We start from the raw sequence: 17,978 nt of genomic DNA on the forward strand, positions 1-17,978 counted from the left end.
ATCCCCCTTGTGCCAAGTCAGTCCCCTCTCCCTTCAGGGAGAGGGTCAGGGAGAGGGAACGCCCAGCGGCGACCTCCTCCGAAAACACCTAAACCAACAAACTCCGATCAAACACGAACGCCCCATCCCCCCGCGGGGTAAAGCGCAGCACATGCTGCGGTCGCCCCATCGGTGGCTGATGGCGCTCGCCAGTGTCTTCCACCCAGCCCGCCGTCTTCATCCGCTCCAGCCTTCCGCGCAGGCTGGAGTGCTGGATTTCCTCGCCGATGGACCACTCGAAGGCCTTCAGCGCCTCCGCCACGGTGAAGCGCTCGGGCAGCAGGTGAAGCGGCAGGGCGCTGTAAACCGACTTGCCCGCCAACCGTTCGCAGGCCTGCTGCACCAACTGGGTGTGGTCGAAGGGCAAGGCGAAGCGCTCGCCGCGCACGGCATCCAGCGGCACGAAATCCAGGTCGTCGGCGGCAAGCCCGGTCTGCGGAGCCACCAGTACCAGATAGAACACGCTCAGCGACCAGCCACGCGGATCGCGCACCGCGTTGCCCACGGTCGCCACCTGTTCCATGTAAGCCGGCTCCACCCGCGCCTTCTCGCGCAGCGCGCGCAGGGCCGCATCGTCCAGGCCATGATCGGCGCAGCGGCCGTTGATCAGTATGCCGGGCAGCGCCCACTGCCCCTCGAACGGCGCCTGGGCGCGACGGATCAGCAGCAATTCAAGCCCACGCTCGGGGTTCAGGCGCAGCGCCACGATATCCACGGTGGCCAGCACTTCAGCGGTACTCATTGATGCTCCTTACAGGCGTCCTCGCCGGAAAGCCCTGTGACTTATTTCACCATGTACAGAAAGCATCTTCCACCTTTGGAAATTTTTCATCTTTCTGCTTGACGACTTATTTCACGTCGTGAATTATGTAGCCACGACAGGCCACCAACGGTCAAGCGGAGGCTTCCATGAACCTGATCGCCAGTTTCGATGTAGACGCCCAGAAGAGTTTCACCCCGCTCTGCCCCGACGAACTGCCGGTGCCGGGCGGCGATGCCATCGGCGCCGCGCTGAATTTGATGGCAGAGCACGCCAGCCTGCGCCTGGGGAGCAAGGACGCCCACAGCCCTACCGCCCCCTGGGTGGTGAACGAGCCGGCACAGATGCTGCAACCGCTCAGCCTGCCCGATGCCGACCTCACCTGGGTCAGCCACTGCGTGCCGGGCACGCCGGGCTTCGAGCTGCTGGACGAACTGCCCAGGCCGATGGACTACGACTTCTTCATCTGGAAGGGCGTGGAGCCGGACCTGCACCCCTACGGCGCCTGCTACCACGATCTGGCTGAACGGCGCAGCACGGGCGTGATCGAATACCTGCGGCAGAATGCGGTCAGCCACGTGCTGATCGGCGGCCTGGCGCTGGACTACTGCGTGAAGACCACCGCGCTGCAACTGCGCCGCGCCGGTTTCCAGGTGCTGCTGTACCTGCCGGCCTGCCGCGCCATCGCGGAGGAAACCGCGAAGATAGCGTGCAACGAAATGCGCAGCGCCGGGGTCCTCCTCTGCGCGGACGAGAACGAACTGGACGAAGCCCTCATGGGCATCAGGGAGAATTGATCATGGCCGAGAGCGTCTTTGCCGAGCGCATCGTGCAGAACCTGCTGGACACCGACTTCTACAAGCTTACGATGATGCAGGCGGTGCTGCACAACTACCCCAACGCAGAAGTGGAGTGGGAATTCCGCTGCCGCAACGCTGAGGACCTGACCCCGTACCTGGCGGAAATCCGCTACCAGATCGAACGCCTGGCCGAGCTGGAGGCCACCCCGGACCAGCTCGCCTTTCTCGAGCGCATCCCGTTCATCAAGCCGGACTTCATCCGTTTCCTGAGCCTGTTCCGCTTCAACCTGCGCTACGTGCACACCAGTATCGAGGATGGCCAGTTGGCCATCCGCCTGCGCGGGCCGTGGCTGCATGTGATCCTCTTCGAGGTGCCGCTGCTGGCCATCGTCAGCGAGGTGCGCAACCGCTACCGCTATCGCGAGGTGGTGCTGGAGCAGGTCGGCGAGCAGCTCTACCGCAAGCTCGACTGGCTCACCCGCAACGCCAGCGAGGAGGAGCTGAAGGAGTTCCAGGTGGCTGACTTCGGCACCCGCCGGCGCTTCTCCTACCGCACCCAGGAAGAAGTCGTGCATATCCTCAAGCGCGACTTCCCCGGCCGCTTCGTCGGCAGCAGTAACGTACACCTGGCCCGCGAGTTCGACGTGAAACCCATCGGCACCATGGCCCACGAATGGCTGATGGCGCACCAGCAGCTCGGCCCGCGGCTGATCGACAGCCAGATCGCCGCGCTGGACTGCTGGGTGCGCGAATACCGCGGCCAACTGGGCATCGCGCTGACCGACTGCATTACCATGGACGCCTTCCTGAGCGACTTCGATCTGTACTTCGCCAAGCTCTTCGATGGCCTGCGCCACGATTCGGGCGATCCGCTGGTCTGGGCCGAGAAGGCCATCGCCCACTACCGCCGCCTGGGAATCGACCCGATGACCAAGACCCTGGTGTTCTCCGACGGCCTCGACATGCCCAAGGCGTTGCAGCTCTTCCGCGCATTGCGTGGCAAGATCAACGTCAGTTTCGGCATTGGCACCAACCTGACCTGCGACATCCCCGGGGTGGAACCAATGAACATCGTGCTCAAGATGACGGCCTGCAACGGCCACCCCGTGGCGAAGATTTCCGACACCCCGGGCAAGACCCAATGCCGCGACGAGAACTTCGTCGCCTACCTGCGCCACGTATTCAAGGTGGCGTAGCCATCCCATTCCGCACCGACAGGAGCCCATCCGATGAAAGACAGACAGGCCGCCATCGCCAGAGAACTCAATGTACAGCCGCCCTTCCAGTCCGACGCCGAGCTGCAGGCCGAGATCCAGCGCCGCATCCGCTTCATCCAGGACTGCCTGAAGAACTCCGGCATGAAGACCCTGGTGCTGGGCATCAGCGGCGGCGTCGACTCGCTCACCGCCGGCATGCTCTGCCAACGCGCCGTGGAGGGCCTGCGCGCCGAGACCGGCAACCCGGACTACCGCTTCCTCGCCGTGCGCCTGCCCTACAACGTGCAAGGCGATGAACAGGACGCCCAGGACTCGGTGGACGTGATCGCCCCGGACGAGCGCCATACCGTCAACATCGGTCCGTCGGTTCAGGCGCTGGCCGCGCAGACCCAGGCGCTGGAAGGTCTGGCACCGGCCACCCGCGACTTCGCCCTGGGCAATACCAAGGCGCGCATCCGCATGGTCGCCCAGTACACCATCGCCAACGCCCGTGCCGGCCTGGTGGTCGGCACCGATCACGCCGCCGAGGCGGTCATGGGTTTCTTCACCAAATTCGGCGACGGCGCCTGCGACCTCGCCCCGCTCAGCGGCCTGGTGAAGAACCAGGTACGCAGCATCGCCCGCAGCCTGGGCGCGCCGGAAAACCTGGTGGAGAAAGTGCCGACCGCCGACCTCGAGGACCTCGCCCCCGGCAAGCCGGACGAACACGCCCACGGCGTGACCTACAGGGAAATCGATGCCTTCCTGCACGGTCAGGACGTCGGCCAGGAAGCCTTCGACATCATCGTCCGCACCTTCGAGAAGACCCACCACAAGCGCGCACTGCCCATCGCGCCATAAGCCCCGAAAGCCGTTGGCACGGAAAACTCCCGCGCCAACGGCTCAAGGTTCAGTGCTGGGGAATGACGTAGCGCCAGATGGCGATGAAGTGCAGCAGGCTGCCGGCGATCACGAACAGGTGCCAGATGCCGTGCCAATGGCGGAAGCGGCTGTCGTAGGCGAAGAAGATGATGCCGATGGTGTAGAAGGCGCCACCGCCCACCAGCCAGGCGAAGCCCGCGCCGCCCAGTGCGCGGTACAGCGGCCCGACTGCGATCAGCACGATCCAGCCCATCACCGCGTAGATGATGATCGACAGCACCCGCGCCTCGGAGCGCGGCTTGATCTCCTGCAACATGCCGATCACCGCCATCGACCAGACGATGCCGAACAGCGTCCAGCCCCAGGCTCCCTTGAGCGTGACCAGGCAGAAGGGCGTGTAGCTCCCCGCGATCAGCAGGTAGATCGACAGGTGGTCGAGCTTGCGCAGGATGATCTTCGCCCGCCCTCGCACGCTGTGATAGAGCGTCGAAATACTGTAGAGCAGAGTCAGCGTCGTGCCATACACCGCCACACTGACGATGCGCAGCGGCTCGCCCACCAGGCTGGTGGCGACCAGCAGCCAGATGCCGCCCACCAGCGCCAGCACGGCGCCAACCAGGTGGGTCCAGGCGTTGAAGCGTTCACCGTGGTACATGGGTCCCCCGTCAGGATTTCAACCATGGACACCCTAGCGCCATTTGAGGAAATAAAAAGCCCGACCATGGGTCGGGCTTTTCGGATCACGCACTTTCGAACGAAAGCGGGATCACTTCACGGCCAGGGTGCCCTTCATCATGGCCGAGTGGCCCGGGAAGGAGCAGAAGAAGGCGTATTCATCACCGGCCTTGAGCTTGGACACATCGAAGGTCACCGAGTCCTTCTCGCCGGAACCGATGATCTTGGTGTGGGCGATGACGCGGGTGTCGCCTTCTTTCACGTAGTTCTTGTCCAGGCCTGCGGCCATGCCGTCGGTCACCACGCCCTGCATGTCGGCGGCGGTGGTCAGGACCCAGTTATGGCCCATGACGTTCTTCGGCAGGCTGCCCGGGTGGGACAGGTTCACGGTGAAGGTCTTGCAGCTCTTGTCGACGGTGATGGCGTTGGTGCTGAACTGCATCTGGTCGTTGCCCTGGATGTCCACGGAGCATTCGGCGGCCAGCAGCGGGGCACTGAACAGGCCAAGCAGGGATACAGCGGCGAGTTTACGGAACATGACATGCCTCCTAGGCAGGTTGGGCGGAGAATCCTGAAGGGGAAGACTGCCCGAAGGCGATCGGGGTTCCCCTGATCTGCATCAATGGCCTTCGGCCACGAACCAAGCTTCGAACTGTCTATCAGGTCGATCAGCAGGATCAACGAGGCAGAACAGCGCACCCCGCCTAGCATAGACGTCTCACCCAGGCTCAACAGGAGTTTGCGCCATGCACCGTCTTGCGCTGTTACAAAGCCCATGGTTACAGGACCTGCTCGCTTGTTACGCACTCGCCTCCGCAGGCGGCTGCCAGCACGACTGAAATCGGCTTGGTTGCTCCTCTCGCAGCCGGTAACCTGACGGCCTGCTGAAAGAGGACAGCTCCATGACCTTGCGTTCCATCTGCGTATTCTGCGGCGCCAGCCCCGGCGCCTCCCCGATCTACCAGGAAACCGCCGAAGCCCTCGGCCGCCACCTCGCCGAGAGCGGCATCCAGCTGGTCTACGGCGGCGGCGCCGTGGGTCTGATGGGCATGGTCGCCAATGCCGCGCTGGCGGCCGGCGGCGAAGTCATTGGCATCATTCCGCAGAGCCTGAAAGACGCCGAGGTCGGCCACAGCGGCCTGACGCGCCTGGAAGTGGTGGACGGCATGCACGCACGCAAAGCCCGCATGGCCGAGCTGAGCGACGCCTTCATCGCCTTGCCGGGCGGCCTCGGCACTCTGGAAGAGTTGTTCGAGGTCTGGACCTGGGGCCAACTGGGCTACCACGCCAAGCCGCTGGGCCTGCTGGAAGTGAACGGCTTCTTCGATCCGCTGCTGACCTTCCTCGACCACCTGGTGCAGGAGCGCTTCGTGCGCCAGCCACACCGCGACATGCTGCAGCGCGCCGACTCGCCTGCCGAACTGGTCGGCGCCCTGGCCGCCTGGAAACCCCTGGCCGCGCCCAAGTGGGTGGATCGCACGCCGACCTGACGCCGCCTACCAGCAACGCTCCGTGGCCGCACCACGGAGCCCGCTGTCGGCCAGTGTCAGCACCCCGCAGGCATCTTCCGTCATCGCACCGAGAGGTTCTGCCTGCAGGACATAACCCGATGCGTCAGGGCCGCTGGCAAAACCCAGCCGGTAGTACGCCCTCCCGGCGTCCCGTGGCGAGCGGTCGAATGGCAGCGTAGCGCCAACATAGGTGCCGCGGCTGGTGTAGAAGCGCTCCAGAGATTGCGCCAGCTCCACCAGGGCTTTCTGCGCATCCACCCGGTGCACCCGCCGGATGTGCTCCCGATACGCCGGTAGCGCCACGCCCAGCAGGATGCCGACCAGCGCAAGGCAGACCAGCAGCTCCACGAGCGTGACGCCGCCAGCCCACCGGCTCATCGATTTCATTCAGCGAGACTCCCACCAGGCCTTGCGCCCGACGTCGCGAGGCAGATTGATTTTCTGGCCCAGCGGGCGGCCTTCCGCATCGACGCCGAGGATTTTCCATTCACCGTCCGGACCGGCCTGGAGCAGCGCGCCGCTGGACTGATGCGCCGCATCGTCGCCTGCCGCATCACTGCCCGGCAGGCTCCCCACCAGCCGCTCTCCACTGCGAAGATCCAGCACGAGCGATGCGTGAGTCAGCGGATCGCTGCAAGGGTCGTTTCCGGGGGCGATCAGGTTGAACAGCACGAATTTCCCTTCACGAATCTGCGGCGGTTCCACCGCGCGTGTGCCATCCGCCGGCAGGTCCAGGTACCAGCCATGCGCGTCACCCGTGTCGATTTTGGAAGACACCGGGCGTAGATCCGACCGCCCGGCGATCGCCTGCCCACCGTCGAGCACTCCGTACAGGCTTTCGCTCTTCGCCGAGGGTTCTTCGTCACCCACACGGTAGAATCGACCGCTGCCAAACAGCACGCGCACCCGTCCACCACCGTCCAGCGCGGCCGCCACCGGCGCACTGATCGCCTGCGGGCTGCCGTCCGGCGTCAGCGCCCGGAAGAGCGGCTTGCCGGCCAGGGAAGGTGGAATTGCCGAGTCGCCGCCCTCTTCGCCAGCCAGATCCACACGCCAGAGATTCCCGAGGCTGTCACCCACATAGAGGCGGTTGGCAGTCACATCGCCCCTGCTGCTGATCGCCGTCACCGGCCCCAGGTCGCCGGCCTCGGGCAGGTGGACGCGCTTGAGCACATGACCATCCGCCGCATCGAGCAGCCAGATGTACCCGCCGCGGCTTTCCGGATCCCTGGCCCCCGAGGAAACCGCCACCACGAACCGGCCCGAACTCAGGGCCATGAGTGCTGGCCGCCCCAGCGTGTAGCCGAGGTCGGGATGGCTGAACTCCCAAAGTACGCTGCCCGGCTGCACGCGCTCAGGATCGCTGATATCCAGCGCAAACAGGCTGTTGCCGCCCGCCCCGGTGCCGCCCACCAGCAGGGTGCGCCACTGCCCGGAGATCCAGGCATTGCCCACCGTTGGCGAGCCATCGACGTAGTAGCGATGGGCATAGTCCGGATCGGCCAGCTCGCGAAGATGACCGAGCACAGCCGCCGGTACGTAGGCGAACAACTCGCGTCCGTCGCGCGCGTCGAAGCCGTGCAGCATGCCATCGTTGGCGCCCACCGCCACCAGCGGCGCACGCTGCCGGTAGAGCTCACTGGCAAGGAACTCCCGGTAGCGGTCGCCCAGCGAACTGGGCAGCTCAGCGTAAGGCTGCGCGTCGTGCCAGGAATAGGCTGGCCGCGAACCCACGATATCGCCCAGCCGGCTGGCTCGCCGGCGGAACGGCAACGCACTGCCGGGCTCGCGCCGCTCCTGCAGGCGCGAACCGCGCAGGTAGTCCACCAGCGACTCACCCTGCTCGCTCCCCAGCCTTAGGCGCTGTTCGTCATCCAGGGCGCTCCAGGCGAAGGGCATGCCTGCCCGCGCGATGAGCGATCCATCCGTCCCAGCAGTGGCGGGCCGCACGGTGAGGATGTTTCGCCCCGCCACTTTCGCCTCGCTCAGCTCGTCCAGCTGCTGCGCAGCAGACCACAACGGCTGACGCTCACCGTCACGCAAGAGCAGCAGGTCGCCGCTCCAGCGCCGCCCCTCCAGCCGGGTACTGAACCACTCGCCGGTCTGCGGGCCTGCGCTGAAGTTGCCGATGCTCCTCTGCTCATCGTTGGCCGCATGGGCGAATGCCGGGCTCAACGCGTCCCGTAGCTTGTCAGGCTCGGTGAGCTTCAGCAGTTTGGCCGGCCCACCATCCGGCCCCTTCCACCAGCTTTCAGGCAACGGTGCGGTACGTGTGAAGGAATAGCGGGGCGGAACAGCGAAACCGCCGTACTGGGCCGCCAGCCATAGGGCGCTGCCCTGCCCGGCTGCCTCGTGGGTGGCCGCCAGCCAGAAGGTGGAGGCGCTCTGCCGGCCGGGAAGGTCAGTGCGCAGGTCTCGTACATGGGCATCGTAGGCGAGCCCCGCCAGCGCGAGTGCAGCGGCGGAACCCGCGCCACCCTGCATGGCCGCGACCTGCTGTGTTGCCCGCGCCAGCTCCGGATCGCCAAGGCGCAGCAGGCTCGCGCCAGCCTCCCCGTCCCCCGCACCGCCAATCCCCAGCATGGCGTTACGCTGGCAGGCGTAGGTGAGCGGGTCCGCGTGATCCCCCTGATGACGCAGGAAGCGCGTGGCGGCATGCAACAGCTCGCCCACATCATCAGAAGGCCGCGATCCGGCGTCGTCAAAACGATTGAGGAAGGCGACCACCCCCACCTGCCGGTCAGTGAAAACGCCGGTCTGCGCCGACCACTCCTTCAACGGGTTATCCCGCCCGTCATCCAGCCACGGACCAATGAATTTCTGCGGCGTGCGCACCACGGCGCCTCCGCCCTCATCGGCGCGACCGAAGATGCTGTAGCGCAGGCGTCCGGCGTAGTGCTGCAACAACCCTTCGGGCTTATGGCTCGAGCCGTAGCGCTGGCAGTTGCGTTCCAGCTGGCCTGCCGCGCAGGCCTGCACGCGTACCGCGAGTCGATAGGTCGCGCCGGGTAACAACGGTTCGCCGGGTATAAATTCCTGCGGCTCACCGGGAAAGTCCGGGCTGCGACTCAACAACAGGCTCCGCGCTTCGCCCTCCACCCGCAGATGCAGCGGCATGCCCGACAATGGCGTGGCGCCCCCAACGCTATCGCGTGGCAGGCTTCGATCCGGGAAGACACCGTCGCGCTGCGTACTCAGCCCCTTCTGCAACACCGTCAGCCCGGCGCTGTCGATGAAGCGGTCGCCACCGGCCAGCACGGCGCGATAGACATCGATGGCCTGCGCCGTGGCCCAATTGAGGAAGTTGCCGCTCCAGGCTTGTCGGCAGCCGTGGACCAGGGCCGGGCCGATGGGCTGGAAGTAGCGCTCCATCTCCGCCGCCGCGTCGCGGTAGGTGTAGCACTTGTCCGAGTCGAAATAGCCGAAGTACCGATCGCCGGTAATATAGACAGCGCCCGGATTGGCAGGCGCCGCCGTCGCCGCATGGGCCGAGGACGGCAGCAAAAGCAGGTTGCCCGGCGCACCGCTGGCGATCTCCAGCGGGACCTGGCTGACCGGCGCCGCCAACGGTGCTCCCGACAGGGTGAGGCCCAGAATCAGGAAACAGATTCTCGTCAATCTCACGGCTACCTCCCTGCCTGCTAACGAATGAAAAAAATGCTGTTCAGCCGCACGCTGGACACCGCTTCCCCCGATGGCTGGCGACGTGCGCCAAACCCCGTCGCGCGTACCTCGATGGCCACGCCATTAGCCGCCCCGCCCTTGCCGACTTCCAGTCCTTCACTGGCCAGCCAGCGCAGGAAGCGCAGCTGGTAGACCGGCTTCGCTGCGCTGTCCGAAAAGCCGCTCACCTGACCGTCGCGGCTATAGGCAGCAGCCTCGTGATGGTTCTGCCGATGAATCTCCAGCGCAGCTTGCTCACCTGCACGCAGCGCGGCTTCCGCCGCCTGGAAAGCCATCTGTCGGTCACGCAGGTTACCGGCCATGCGCTCCTCCAGTTGCACCATGCGCATGCCCGCCAGGCCGATCAGCGTGAGCAGCAACAGCATGACCAGCGAGACCAGCAGCACTGCCCCGCACTCGGATCGACGAGGTATCGACGGGCTCCAGCTCATGGCGGCAGGTTGCGCAGGGCGATAGTGCTACCCATCACCAGCCGCAGCCGGCGATCCGCGTCCGGCGCGAGGCTGCGACCATCGAAAACCATTGAATTCGGAGCCTCGTCGACGTCGCGGGTCTGGCTCTGCAGCAGCAGGTTGACGCGCACCGTCCGCACCTGGCGCCATTCCTCGGCGGTCATTTCGCGCGCGGCCTTGTAGGTCGCCACCACCGTGCTATCCATCCCGGCCACGCCGTAGCGCAGGCTCATTCCCGCGACACCGGTCACCAGTTCGCTGGTCTGCACCTTGTCCGTGGTTTCGCTGTTATCGGTGACGAACAACCCCGGCGTTCCGGACTCTCCCCGTCCGATCCAGTAGATGGCGAAGCGGTAGGGATAAACCCGCGTCGCCGGCGCCAGGAAGTGCTCCAGCGGGCGATCCGCGATCAGGCTCAAAGCATTGCCGGCATTGCGCAGCAGCAGGCAGGACTGCTGATCGCTGAGCAGATAGAAAGCGCCGGCGACCGCAGTGGACGACGTGAGCAGCAGCCGGTTCGCGGTGATCGAACGGGCTGCGAGAATGGGCTCGGCCGCAGAGCGCAGCAGCACTGCATCGGTGTTCGCCAGGCGCCCGCTGGGCATCCAGACCACCGCCGGCATTCCCGCACCGTATCCTTCAATTGCCGACTTTTCCAAGGCATACCGGGCGTTATCGGTGCCCGAGGCATTGACCAGACCAGCAGGGCAGGCACCGGTGAAACCGGCATGGCGCAGGTCCTGCGCAATGGCTTCCAACGCGAAGCGGCCGTTTTCCTGCAGCTCGGCCAACGCGACGCTGTTCTGATAGCTGCGCTTGCTGCTGAGGACGACCTGGATCACGCCCGCCAGAAGCAGCAAACCCAGGGCCATGGCAATCAGCAGTTCGACCAGCGACAGCCCGCGCTGGCGCATGTCAGAACCCCGCCCGGTAGGCGAAGGTCTCCTCGGCGTCGCCTGTCGTCCCCAGACGATCACGGGCCCGCCGGTCATTCCAGCGCACGGCGATCAGCGCGCTGTACAGATTGCCGCTGCGGATCACCTGCACGGAGCCGCTGCCCGTTCCGCCGAGCGTCTCGCACACATCGGCCTGCCACTGGTTGAGGTCGAGTTGGGCACGCGTCGAACCCGTGGGCCTGGGGCAGCCGCCGGCCACATCGGCGAAGCTCGTATCGTAGGCGCCGGAACGGGCCGCCTCCGGATTGGCGCGCAGCAGGTCGGCCATCTCGCCGGCCAGCCAGGACGCCTGGGAACGCTGCAGCGCACTATAGCCGGCACTGATGCCGACACGCTGCAACCCCGCCAGCCCCAGCACGCCAATGCCGAGCACGAGCACCGAGACCAGCACCTCCACCAGGGTGAAACCTTCGCTCCGCTTGCCGCCATCCATGCTCGTCGCCTCGCTGCTGAGGAATGAGCCTCAAGGTTGCAAGGCGCAACGCAGCGCGGTCAGCCAGACATTGGCTGGGAGATCGAAGGGAAAAGTCCGCACGCCGAACAAGATCGGGCGTGCATCTAGGACGGCGTCCGATGTACTGGCCTACCTGTCGGTGCTCCCGTGCCATCAGTCCCCGCAAAAAATTACAGCGGAAAAAGAAAAGGCCACCTCACGGTGGCCTTTGCAGGAACACGAAGACCGTCAGCCGTTCGCCGACTGCTGGACGATCACCGTCTGTGCCGGCATCGGTGCCGGGAAGTCGGTGCCCAGGGCTTCCTTGATGGTGCGGTTGGTGTCGAAGTAGACCTGCCAGTAGGCGTCGTTGTGGCAATACGGACGTACGGCGAGCACCGGTCCCACCAGATTGAACTCGAGGATTTCCACGTCCACCGGCGGTTCGCTCAGCACGTTGGGGATGGCGGCGATGCGCTGCTTGAGCACGGCGGCGGCGGCCTGCCAATCAGCGGCGCCGGACAGTTGCGCCTTGAGCTCCACGCGGCGGTAGGGGTTGTGGGTGTAGTTCTGGATGGTGTCACTGAAGATCTTGTTGTTGCCCACCAGGGTCAGGACGTTGTCCGGAGTGTTGATGGCGGTGACGAACAGGCCGATCTCCTTCACGGTGCCGGTAACGCCGCCGGCAGTGATGAAATCACCGACCTTGAATGGCCGCAGCACGATGATGAAGCCGCCGGCCGCAAGGTTCGCCAGCAGGCCGGACCAGGCCATGCCGATGGCGAGGCCGATGGCGGCGATCAGCGCGGCGAGGCTGGTGGTCTGCACGCCGAAATAGCCGAGGATACCGACGACCAGGAGGATGTTCAGGGTGACGGTGATGAAGGAGCCGACATAGCGCAGCACCGTCGGGTCGACGCTCTGCCTGGCCAGGGCCCTTTCCACCATGCCAACGGCGAAGCCGATCAACCAGCGGCCCAGGACCCAGAAAAGAATGGCGACGAGGATCTTCACACCGAATGCGAGCGCGTACTGCGAAACCGTCGCCCACAGTGCGTTGATCTTCTCCGTACCCACATTGATGATGTTCGTATCTTCCATGGAAGCGCACCTGCGAGAGAAAGGGACCAGATGAACGCTAGCACGGCCCCAGCGGTTTGCTCGTCGCAGCACGCAGCCCAGAGCCCTGGCGGGCTCCAGGCCTCATTCCACTAGCAGTCGCCGGGCAGCGAGGCGATCCAGAGGTTGAGCAGTTCCAGCCCCTCGCGGTGCACCAGGGTGCGGCCCAGCTCGGGCATCATGTCGCCCGGCTTGTCGCTGCCGACTCGGTAGCTGAGGACTGACTTCTCCGGGCTGCCGGGGTGGATGTCTTCCAGCCGCCCGCCGGTGCCGCCGCCCGCCGCCACCGGTGGTTTGCAGAGGCCGTAGGCGATGGAGACCGGCGTGTGCGGGTCGAGGTGCAGGCCCGAAGTGCGCGCCGCGCCTTTGGGGTTATGACAGTGCGAGCAGTTGGCGTCGAGGTAGCTGCGGGCCTGCTTCTCCAGGTCCTCGTCGGGGCGAGGATGGCCCCATAGCGCATTCTGCGGCACCTGCGCCAGCGCCGGCAGCCCCTGGAGGAAACCGCGTGACTGCCAGTGCTGCAGCTGGTTCTCGCTGCCACCTGCGTAGGCGAAGTCCTTGTTCAGGTGCCGCGCCTTGGGCCCCAGCGGAGCGATGCCGCCGCCCTTCTGCTCGGCGTGGCATTCGGAGCACTGGTTGGCGTCCGGCACCATGTAGGTGAAGGCGGTCTTCCTGCCGTCCTCGGCGGTCAACTCCAGTGCCGGGCTGTCGCCGGCAAGCTCCAGGGTCGCTTCGCTCTGATCGGCATTCCACACGTAGGGCAGCGCCGCCCAGCCGTCTTTCTGCCGAACCAGTACGCGGGTTTCCACCAGATGGACCTTGGCCATGTCGAGCCCGGCCTTCGGGTCACGGTCGTCCTGGCTATTCTGCAGCAGGTTGCCCTGGGCGTCCTTGGGGTAATAGAAGGTCTTGGTCAGCACAGTGCCGACGGGGTAGTCGAAGCGCTCCTCGGCGTATTGCGCCGACTGCCCTTCGGGCATCCACACGGTGCGCAGCTTGTGCGCGTAGTCGGTGAACAGCGAGGTATTCAGGTCGTAGGGCAGCACCTCGGCGGTCGGCGCCAGGTGGCCGCCCGCGAGGTGCAGCATGCCCCAGCCGCTGAGCTTTTCCGGGTAGTCGTCGCCTTCGGGCTGATAACGCGGCTTGCTCTCCTGCCCGCACCCGGCCACCAAAGTGGTCAGGGCGAGCGACAACAGGAACGAAGCGGGTTTCATCATGCCTTGTTGCCCTTCTCGCCCAGGCCGGCCTGTTCGATCTTCGGCAGCGGCTTGAGCTTGCACTGGTGCGAGCTGATGTCGGTACTGATGTTCTTGTAGCCGTTGGGGCCGTCGACGTTGACGATGCCGGCGTTGCCGTTGTCGATGCAGATGGCCAACGCTTCGGGGAGCTTGCCGTCGACCAGTTTCTTGTCGTTGAAGTAGCCGTCCCAGAGGATGTCCGGCAGGCGGCCGTTGAGGCCGAACTTGGCGATCTTCAGCGCCTTGAGCTCCAGGTGGTCGGGGCTGTCGCCACCGGGGCCGAAGGTGTTGCCGTGGATGAAGATGCCCTCGGGGTAGGGGTCGAAATTGGGCTGGGTCGCCTTGTCCGAATAGCCGGTGCTGAAGTAGCTGCTGACGATGACGTTGGCGGTCTTGTGGTTGCCGATCCTGTTGTTGAAGATTTCCACGTCGTCGTTGGAGTTCACCACCACGCCAGAGCCCGCCGGCACGCTGGCCACCGGGGTGCCCTTGTGGCCGAAGTTCTCGTGGTTGTTGCCCTGCACGTCGTTGTCGAAGACGCGGGTGCCGCGCCCCGGCTGCGGCAGGTTGGGCATGTTGAAGACGAGGATGCCGCCAGTGTTGTCGGTGGCGACGTTGTTGTAGACGTCGGCGCCGATGGTGTTCTCGATCTCGATGCCGGCGACGTTGCGCTCGGCGCGGTTGTTGCGCACCACCACGTTGCGCGACTGGCCGACATAGATGCCCGAGTCGGAGGCGCCGATGGCGACGTTGCCCTCGAGCAGGGTGTTCTCGGTCTGCACCGGGTAGATGCCGTAGCCGCCGTTTTCCGTGGAGGCGCCATTGGTCCACTCGGTGCGGATGTTGCGGATGACGATGTTCTTGCCGCCGAAGACCTTCAGGCCGTCGCCCTTGGTGTCCTCGATGGCGAGGTTCTCGACGGTGAAGTCGGAGGCGTCGACGAACAGCCCTTCGGCGCCGGCCTTCTGGTTCTTGAAGCTGAGGATGGTCTTGTCCATCCCGGCGCCGCGGAGGGTCACGCCGTCTACCTTCAGGCTGAGGCTGCGGTCCAGGTGGTAGGTGCCGGCGGGAATGTCGATCACATCGCCGGCCTTGGCCCTGATCAGGCGGGCCTGCAAGTCCTTCTGGAAGTCGCTGCTGACGGCGGCGGTATGCTTGTCGCCTTCGCCGCAGGCGGCCAGGGCAATGGAGAAGGCGAGAAGGGAGAGGGTTGCGAGACGCATGGCAGGCTCCGGTCTTGTTCTTATGACATGGAACGATGGTACCAGTTTAGCCGGAGAATACTCCTACACCCCGCGCCACGCTAGTCCTTCAGACACTTCACACTTTGATTGATTGACGTCACGGCTGCCCGATGGCGGATCGGGATGATCTGCGCATCCAACCCAAGGAGTGCACGGATGAGCTTCATGCCCTGGAACGAAGAGTTCGTCATCGGAATCGAGCGGATCGACCAGCAGCACCGCTGGCTGGTCGACCTCACCAACGCACTGTACGACAGCCTCGACGGCGCGGATGGCGAGGGCCAGCCCATCGGCGAACTGCTGGAGCAACTGGTGGAGTACACGATGAATCACTTCATCGTCGAGGAGGTGCTGTTCCAGCGCCTGGGCTATCCGGAGGAAGAAGCGCACCGGGCCGAGCACGACCGCTTCAACCGTCAGATCATCGACCTGCTGTACCGTCACGAGGCTGGCGAGGTGGTCTCGGTCGAAGCACTGGAGCTGCTCAAGGCCTGGCTGATCCACCACATCCTGAAGGTGGACAAGGCCTACGTGAGCTTCTTCCAGCAAAAAGGCGTGACCGCTTAGCGACCACGCCTTTTTTCACAGCACAGAGCAGACGGATCAGCGCGGGATGTTCGGCTGCCGCTTGGTGGTGCGCTTCTTGCCCTTGGCGTAGCCGGTGGCCTTGCCTTCCTCGGCCTTGTTCCACGGCTTGGAGCCATTGCTGGCGCGCGGCGGCAGGCCGGTGTGCTGGGTCAGCAGCGGCTTGCCGGTCTTCTTGCTGCCGGCCGGGGTGGAATTCTTGCGGCGCGCGCTCTGGTACTCGTCGGTCTGCGGCTGGTAGGTCGGGATCAAGTGGTGCTTGCCGTTGCCGATCAGGTCCGCGCGGCCCATGCGCTCCAGCGCTTCGCGCAGCATCGGCCAGCCCTTCGGGTCGTGGTAGCGCAGGAAGGCCTTGTGCAGGCGGCGCTGCTGGTCGCTCTTGACGATGGTCACGCCGTCGCTCTTGTAGGTGACCTTGCGCAGCGGGTTCTTGCCCGAGTGGTACATGGCGGTCGCGCTGGCCATGGGCGAGGGATAGAACGCCTGCACCTGGTCCGCGCGGAAACCGTTGCGCTTGAGCCACAGGGCGAGGTTCATCATGTCCTCGTCGGTGGTGCCCGGGTGCGCCGCGATGAAGTACGGGATCAGGTACTGCTCCTTGCCCGCCTCCTTGGAGAACTTCTCGAACATGCGCTTGAAGGCATCGTAGGTGCCGATGCCCGGCTTCATCATCTTCGACAGCGGGCCTTCCTCGGTGTGCTCCGGGGCGATCTTCAGGTAGCCGCCGACGTGGTGCGTGACCAGCTCCTTGACGTACTCGGGCGACTGAACGGCAAGGTCGTAGCGCAGGCCGGAGGCGATCAGGATCTTCTTCACGCCCGGCAGGGCGCGTGCCTTGCGGTACAGCTCGATGAGCGAGGAGTGGTCGGTATTGAGGTTCTCGCAGATACCCGGCCACACGCAGGACGGCTTGCGGCAGTGACGCTCGATCTCCGGGTCCTTGCAGGCGATGCGGTACATGTTGGCGGTCGGCCCGCCCAGGTCGGAGACGACGCCGGTGAAGCCCGGCACCTTCTTCATTTCCTCGATCTCGGCAAGGATCGACTCGTGGGAGCGGTTCTGGATGATCCGCCCCTCGTGCTCGGTAATCGAGCAGAAGGTGCAGCCACCGAAGCAGCCACGCATGATGTTCACCGAGAAACGGATCATCTCGTAGGCCGGGATCTTCTCCTTGCCGTACACCGGGTGCGGCACGCGCGCATAGGGCATGCCGAACACGTAGTCCATTTCCTCGGTGCTCATCGGGATGGGCGGCGGGTTGAACCACACGTCCACCTCGCCATGCTTCTGCACCAGCGCGCGGGCATTGCCCGGATTGGTCTCCAGGTGCAGCACGCGGTTGGCGTGGGCATAGAGCACCGGGTCGTTGCGTACCTTCTCGAAGGACGGCAGGCGGATCACCGTGCGCTCGCGGGTCAGCTTCGGGCTCGGCAGCAGCTGCACCACCTTGGCTTCGTTGGGGTCGTCCTGCGGGCCCTTGTCCTGCTCGATGGCGCAGGCGGCGGTGTCCTGGGTGTTCACGTAGGGGTTGATGATCTTGTCGACCTTGCCCGGGCGGTCGATGCGGGTGGAGTCCACCTCGAACCAGCCTTCGGGAGTGTCGCGGCGCACGAAGGCGGTACCGCGCACGTCGGTGATCTGCTCGACCGACTCACCAGCAGCCAGGCGCTGGGCGATCTCCACCACGGCGCGCTCGGCGTTGCCGTACAGCAGGATATCGGCAGTGGCGTCCATCAGGATGGAGCGGCGTACCTTGTCCTGCCAGTAGTCATAGTGGGCGATACGGCGCAGCGAAGCCTCGATGCCGCCGAGAACCACCGGCGTCTCGCTGTAGGCTTCCTTGCAGCGCTGGCTATAGACCAGGCTGGCGCGGTCCGGGCGCTTGCCCGCCAGGCCGCCGGGCGTATAGGCGTCATCGCTGCGGATTTTCTTGTCCGCGGTGTAGCGGTTGATCATCGAGTCCATGTTGCCCGCCGCCACGCCGAAGAATAGGTTCGGCTGGCCGAGCTTCATGAAGTCGTCCTTCGAGCGCCAGTCCGGCTGGGCAATGATGCCCACGCGGAAACCCTGGGCTTCCAGCAGGCGGCCGATGATGGCCATGCCGAACGACGGATGGTCGACGTAGGCATCCCCGGTGACGATGATGATGTCGCAGGAATCCCAGCCCAACTGATCCATCTCTTCCTTGCTCATGGGCAGGAACGGCGCCGGGCCGAAACACTCGGCCCAGAACTTGGGATAGTCGAACAGCGGTTTGGCGGCTTGCATCACGGGCACCGGGGTATCTCTAAGTAGGTATCGCGGAAAAACGCGGGCGCGGAATATAGCACAAAAAGTGTACAAATCCGACCAGCGAGCTCAGATTTAACTGGGATCAGCCGATGATTTAACCGGCCTGCGGTAG

General features: G+C 65.1%; 17 protein-coding genes. 5 read left to right on the forward strand and 12 right to left on the reverse strand.

Annotated elements, in window-relative coordinates:
* Window positions 1-88: 88 nt before the first annotated feature.
* Window positions 89-781, reverse strand: a complete 693-nt coding sequence (locus tag MJ122_RS19370) for an NUDIX domain-containing protein (protein ID WP_239745742.1) — start codon at window positions 779-781, stop codon at window positions 89-91.
* A gap of 167 nt (window positions 782-948) precedes the next feature.
* Between MJ122_RS19370 and MJ122_RS19375 the strand changes: the two genes are divergently transcribed.
* From MJ122_RS19375 to nadE, 3 genes are read left to right on the forward strand one after another with little or no spacing between them, the layout of a single operon-like run.
* Window positions 949-1,596 (forward strand): nicotinamidase, encoded by a 648-nt coding sequence (locus tag MJ122_RS19375; RefSeq protein WP_239745743.1) that lies wholly within the window; start codon window positions 949-951, stop codon window positions 1,594-1,596.
* 2 nt (window positions 1,597-1,598) lie between these two features.
* On the forward strand, window positions 1,599-2,795 hold the full coding sequence (gene pncB / locus MJ122_RS19380; protein ID WP_239745744.1) for a nicotinate phosphoribosyltransferase: 1,197 nt from the start codon (window positions 1,599-1,601) through the stop codon (window positions 2,793-2,795).
* Window positions 2,796-2,828: 33 nt separating this feature from the next.
* Entirely contained in the window at window positions 2,829-3,656 is an 828-nt protein-coding gene (nadE, locus tag MJ122_RS19385) for an ammonia-dependent NAD(+) synthetase (RefSeq protein ID WP_239745745.1), read from the forward strand.
* A 49-nt stretch (window positions 3,657-3,705) separates the two neighbouring features.
* On the opposite strand, the gene MJ122_RS19390 is transcribed toward nadE, so the two are convergent.
* Together MJ122_RS19390 and azu are read right to left on the reverse strand one after the other, a co-directional pair.
* Window positions 3,706-4,332 (reverse strand): hemolysin III family protein, encoded by a 627-nt coding sequence (locus MJ122_RS19390; protein WP_017518257.1) that lies wholly within the window; start codon window positions 4,330-4,332, stop codon window positions 3,706-3,708.
* A 111-nt stretch (window positions 4,333-4,443) separates the two neighbouring features.
* The gene (gene azu, locus MJ122_RS19395; protein WP_017518258.1) at window positions 4,444-4,890 is read right to left on the reverse strand and encodes an azurin; all 447 of its coding nucleotides are present in this window, start codon (window positions 4,888-4,890) and stop codon (window positions 4,444-4,446) included.
* Window positions 4,891-5,254: 364 nt separating this feature from the next.
* Here azu and MJ122_RS19400 point away from each other — a divergent pair, with 364 nt between their 5' ends.
* Window positions 5,255-5,842: a TIGR00730 family Rossman fold protein gene (locus tag MJ122_RS19400; RefSeq protein WP_017518259.1), complete on the forward strand. Its 588-nt coding sequence runs from the start codon at window positions 5,255-5,257 to the stop codon at window positions 5,840-5,842.
* Window positions 5,843-5,848: 6 nt separating this feature from the next.
* On the opposite strand, the gene MJ122_RS19405 is transcribed toward MJ122_RS19400, so the two are convergent.
* From MJ122_RS19405 to MJ122_RS19440, 8 genes are all read right to left on the reverse strand, one after another.
* On the reverse strand, window positions 5,849-6,250 hold the full coding sequence (locus MJ122_RS19405) for a type IV pilin protein (protein ID WP_088416200.1): 402 nt from the start codon (window positions 6,248-6,250) through the stop codon (window positions 5,849-5,851).
* The gene (locus MJ122_RS19410; protein ID WP_239745746.1) at window positions 6,251-9,487 is read right to left on the reverse strand and encodes a PilC/PilY family type IV pilus protein; all 3,237 of its coding nucleotides are present in this window, start codon (window positions 9,485-9,487) and stop codon (window positions 6,251-6,253) included.
* A gap of 17 nt (window positions 9,488-9,504) precedes the next feature.
* Window positions 9,505-9,933: a PilX N-terminal domain-containing pilus assembly protein gene (locus MJ122_RS19415; protein WP_345772981.1), complete on the reverse strand. Its 429-nt coding sequence runs from the start codon at window positions 9,931-9,933 to the stop codon at window positions 9,505-9,507.
* A gap of 41 nt (window positions 9,934-9,974) precedes the next feature.
* Window positions 9,975-10,913 carry a PilW family protein gene (locus MJ122_RS19420; RefSeq protein ID WP_239745748.1) on the reverse strand — a complete coding sequence of 313 codons (939 nt, stop codon included), beginning with the start codon at window positions 10,911-10,913 and terminating at the stop codon, window positions 9,975-9,977.
* 1 nt (window position 10,914) lies between these two features.
* Window positions 10,915-11,388, reverse strand: a complete 474-nt coding sequence (gene pilV, locus MJ122_RS19425) for a type IV pilus modification protein PilV (protein WP_239745749.1) — start codon at window positions 11,386-11,388, stop codon at window positions 10,915-10,917.
* 249 nt (window positions 11,389-11,637) lie between these two features.
* Window positions 11,638-12,489, reverse strand: a complete 852-nt coding sequence (locus MJ122_RS19430; protein WP_088416195.1) for a mechanosensitive ion channel family protein — start codon at window positions 12,487-12,489, stop codon at window positions 11,638-11,640.
* Window positions 12,490-12,599: 110 nt separating this feature from the next.
* Entirely contained in the window at window positions 12,600-13,721 is a 1,122-nt protein-coding gene (locus tag MJ122_RS19435) for an SO2930 family diheme c-type cytochrome (RefSeq protein WP_239745848.1), read from the reverse strand.
* Complete coding sequence (locus MJ122_RS19440; RefSeq protein WP_239745750.1) at window positions 13,721-14,968, reverse strand: parallel beta-helix domain-containing protein; 1,248 nt, start codon at window positions 14,966-14,968, stop codon at window positions 13,721-13,723. Before MJ122_RS19440 ends, MJ122_RS19435 begins: the two co-directional genes overlap by 1 nt.
* 177 nt (window positions 14,969-15,145) lie before the next feature.
* Here MJ122_RS19440 and MJ122_RS19445 point away from each other — a divergent pair, with 177 nt between their 5' ends.
* The gene (locus MJ122_RS19445; protein WP_239745751.1) at window positions 15,146-15,556 is read left to right on the forward strand and encodes a bacteriohemerythrin; all 411 of its coding nucleotides are present in this window, start codon (window positions 15,146-15,148) and stop codon (window positions 15,554-15,556) included.
* 36 nt (window positions 15,557-15,592) lie between these two features.
* Here the strand turns inward: MJ122_RS19445 and MJ122_RS19450 are convergent, their stop codons facing one another.
* On the reverse strand, window positions 15,593-17,842 hold the full coding sequence (locus MJ122_RS19450) for a YgiQ family radical SAM protein (protein ID WP_088416191.1): 2,250 nt from the start codon (window positions 17,840-17,842) through the stop codon (window positions 15,593-15,595).
* Window positions 17,843-17,978: the final 136 nt, after the last annotated feature.

Origin of the sequence: Pseudomonas sp. DP-17, assembly GCF_022380625.1 — a bacterium.
GTDB lineage: Bacteria > Pseudomonadota > Gammaproteobacteria > Pseudomonadales > Pseudomonadaceae > Pseudomonas > Pseudomonas nitroreducens_A.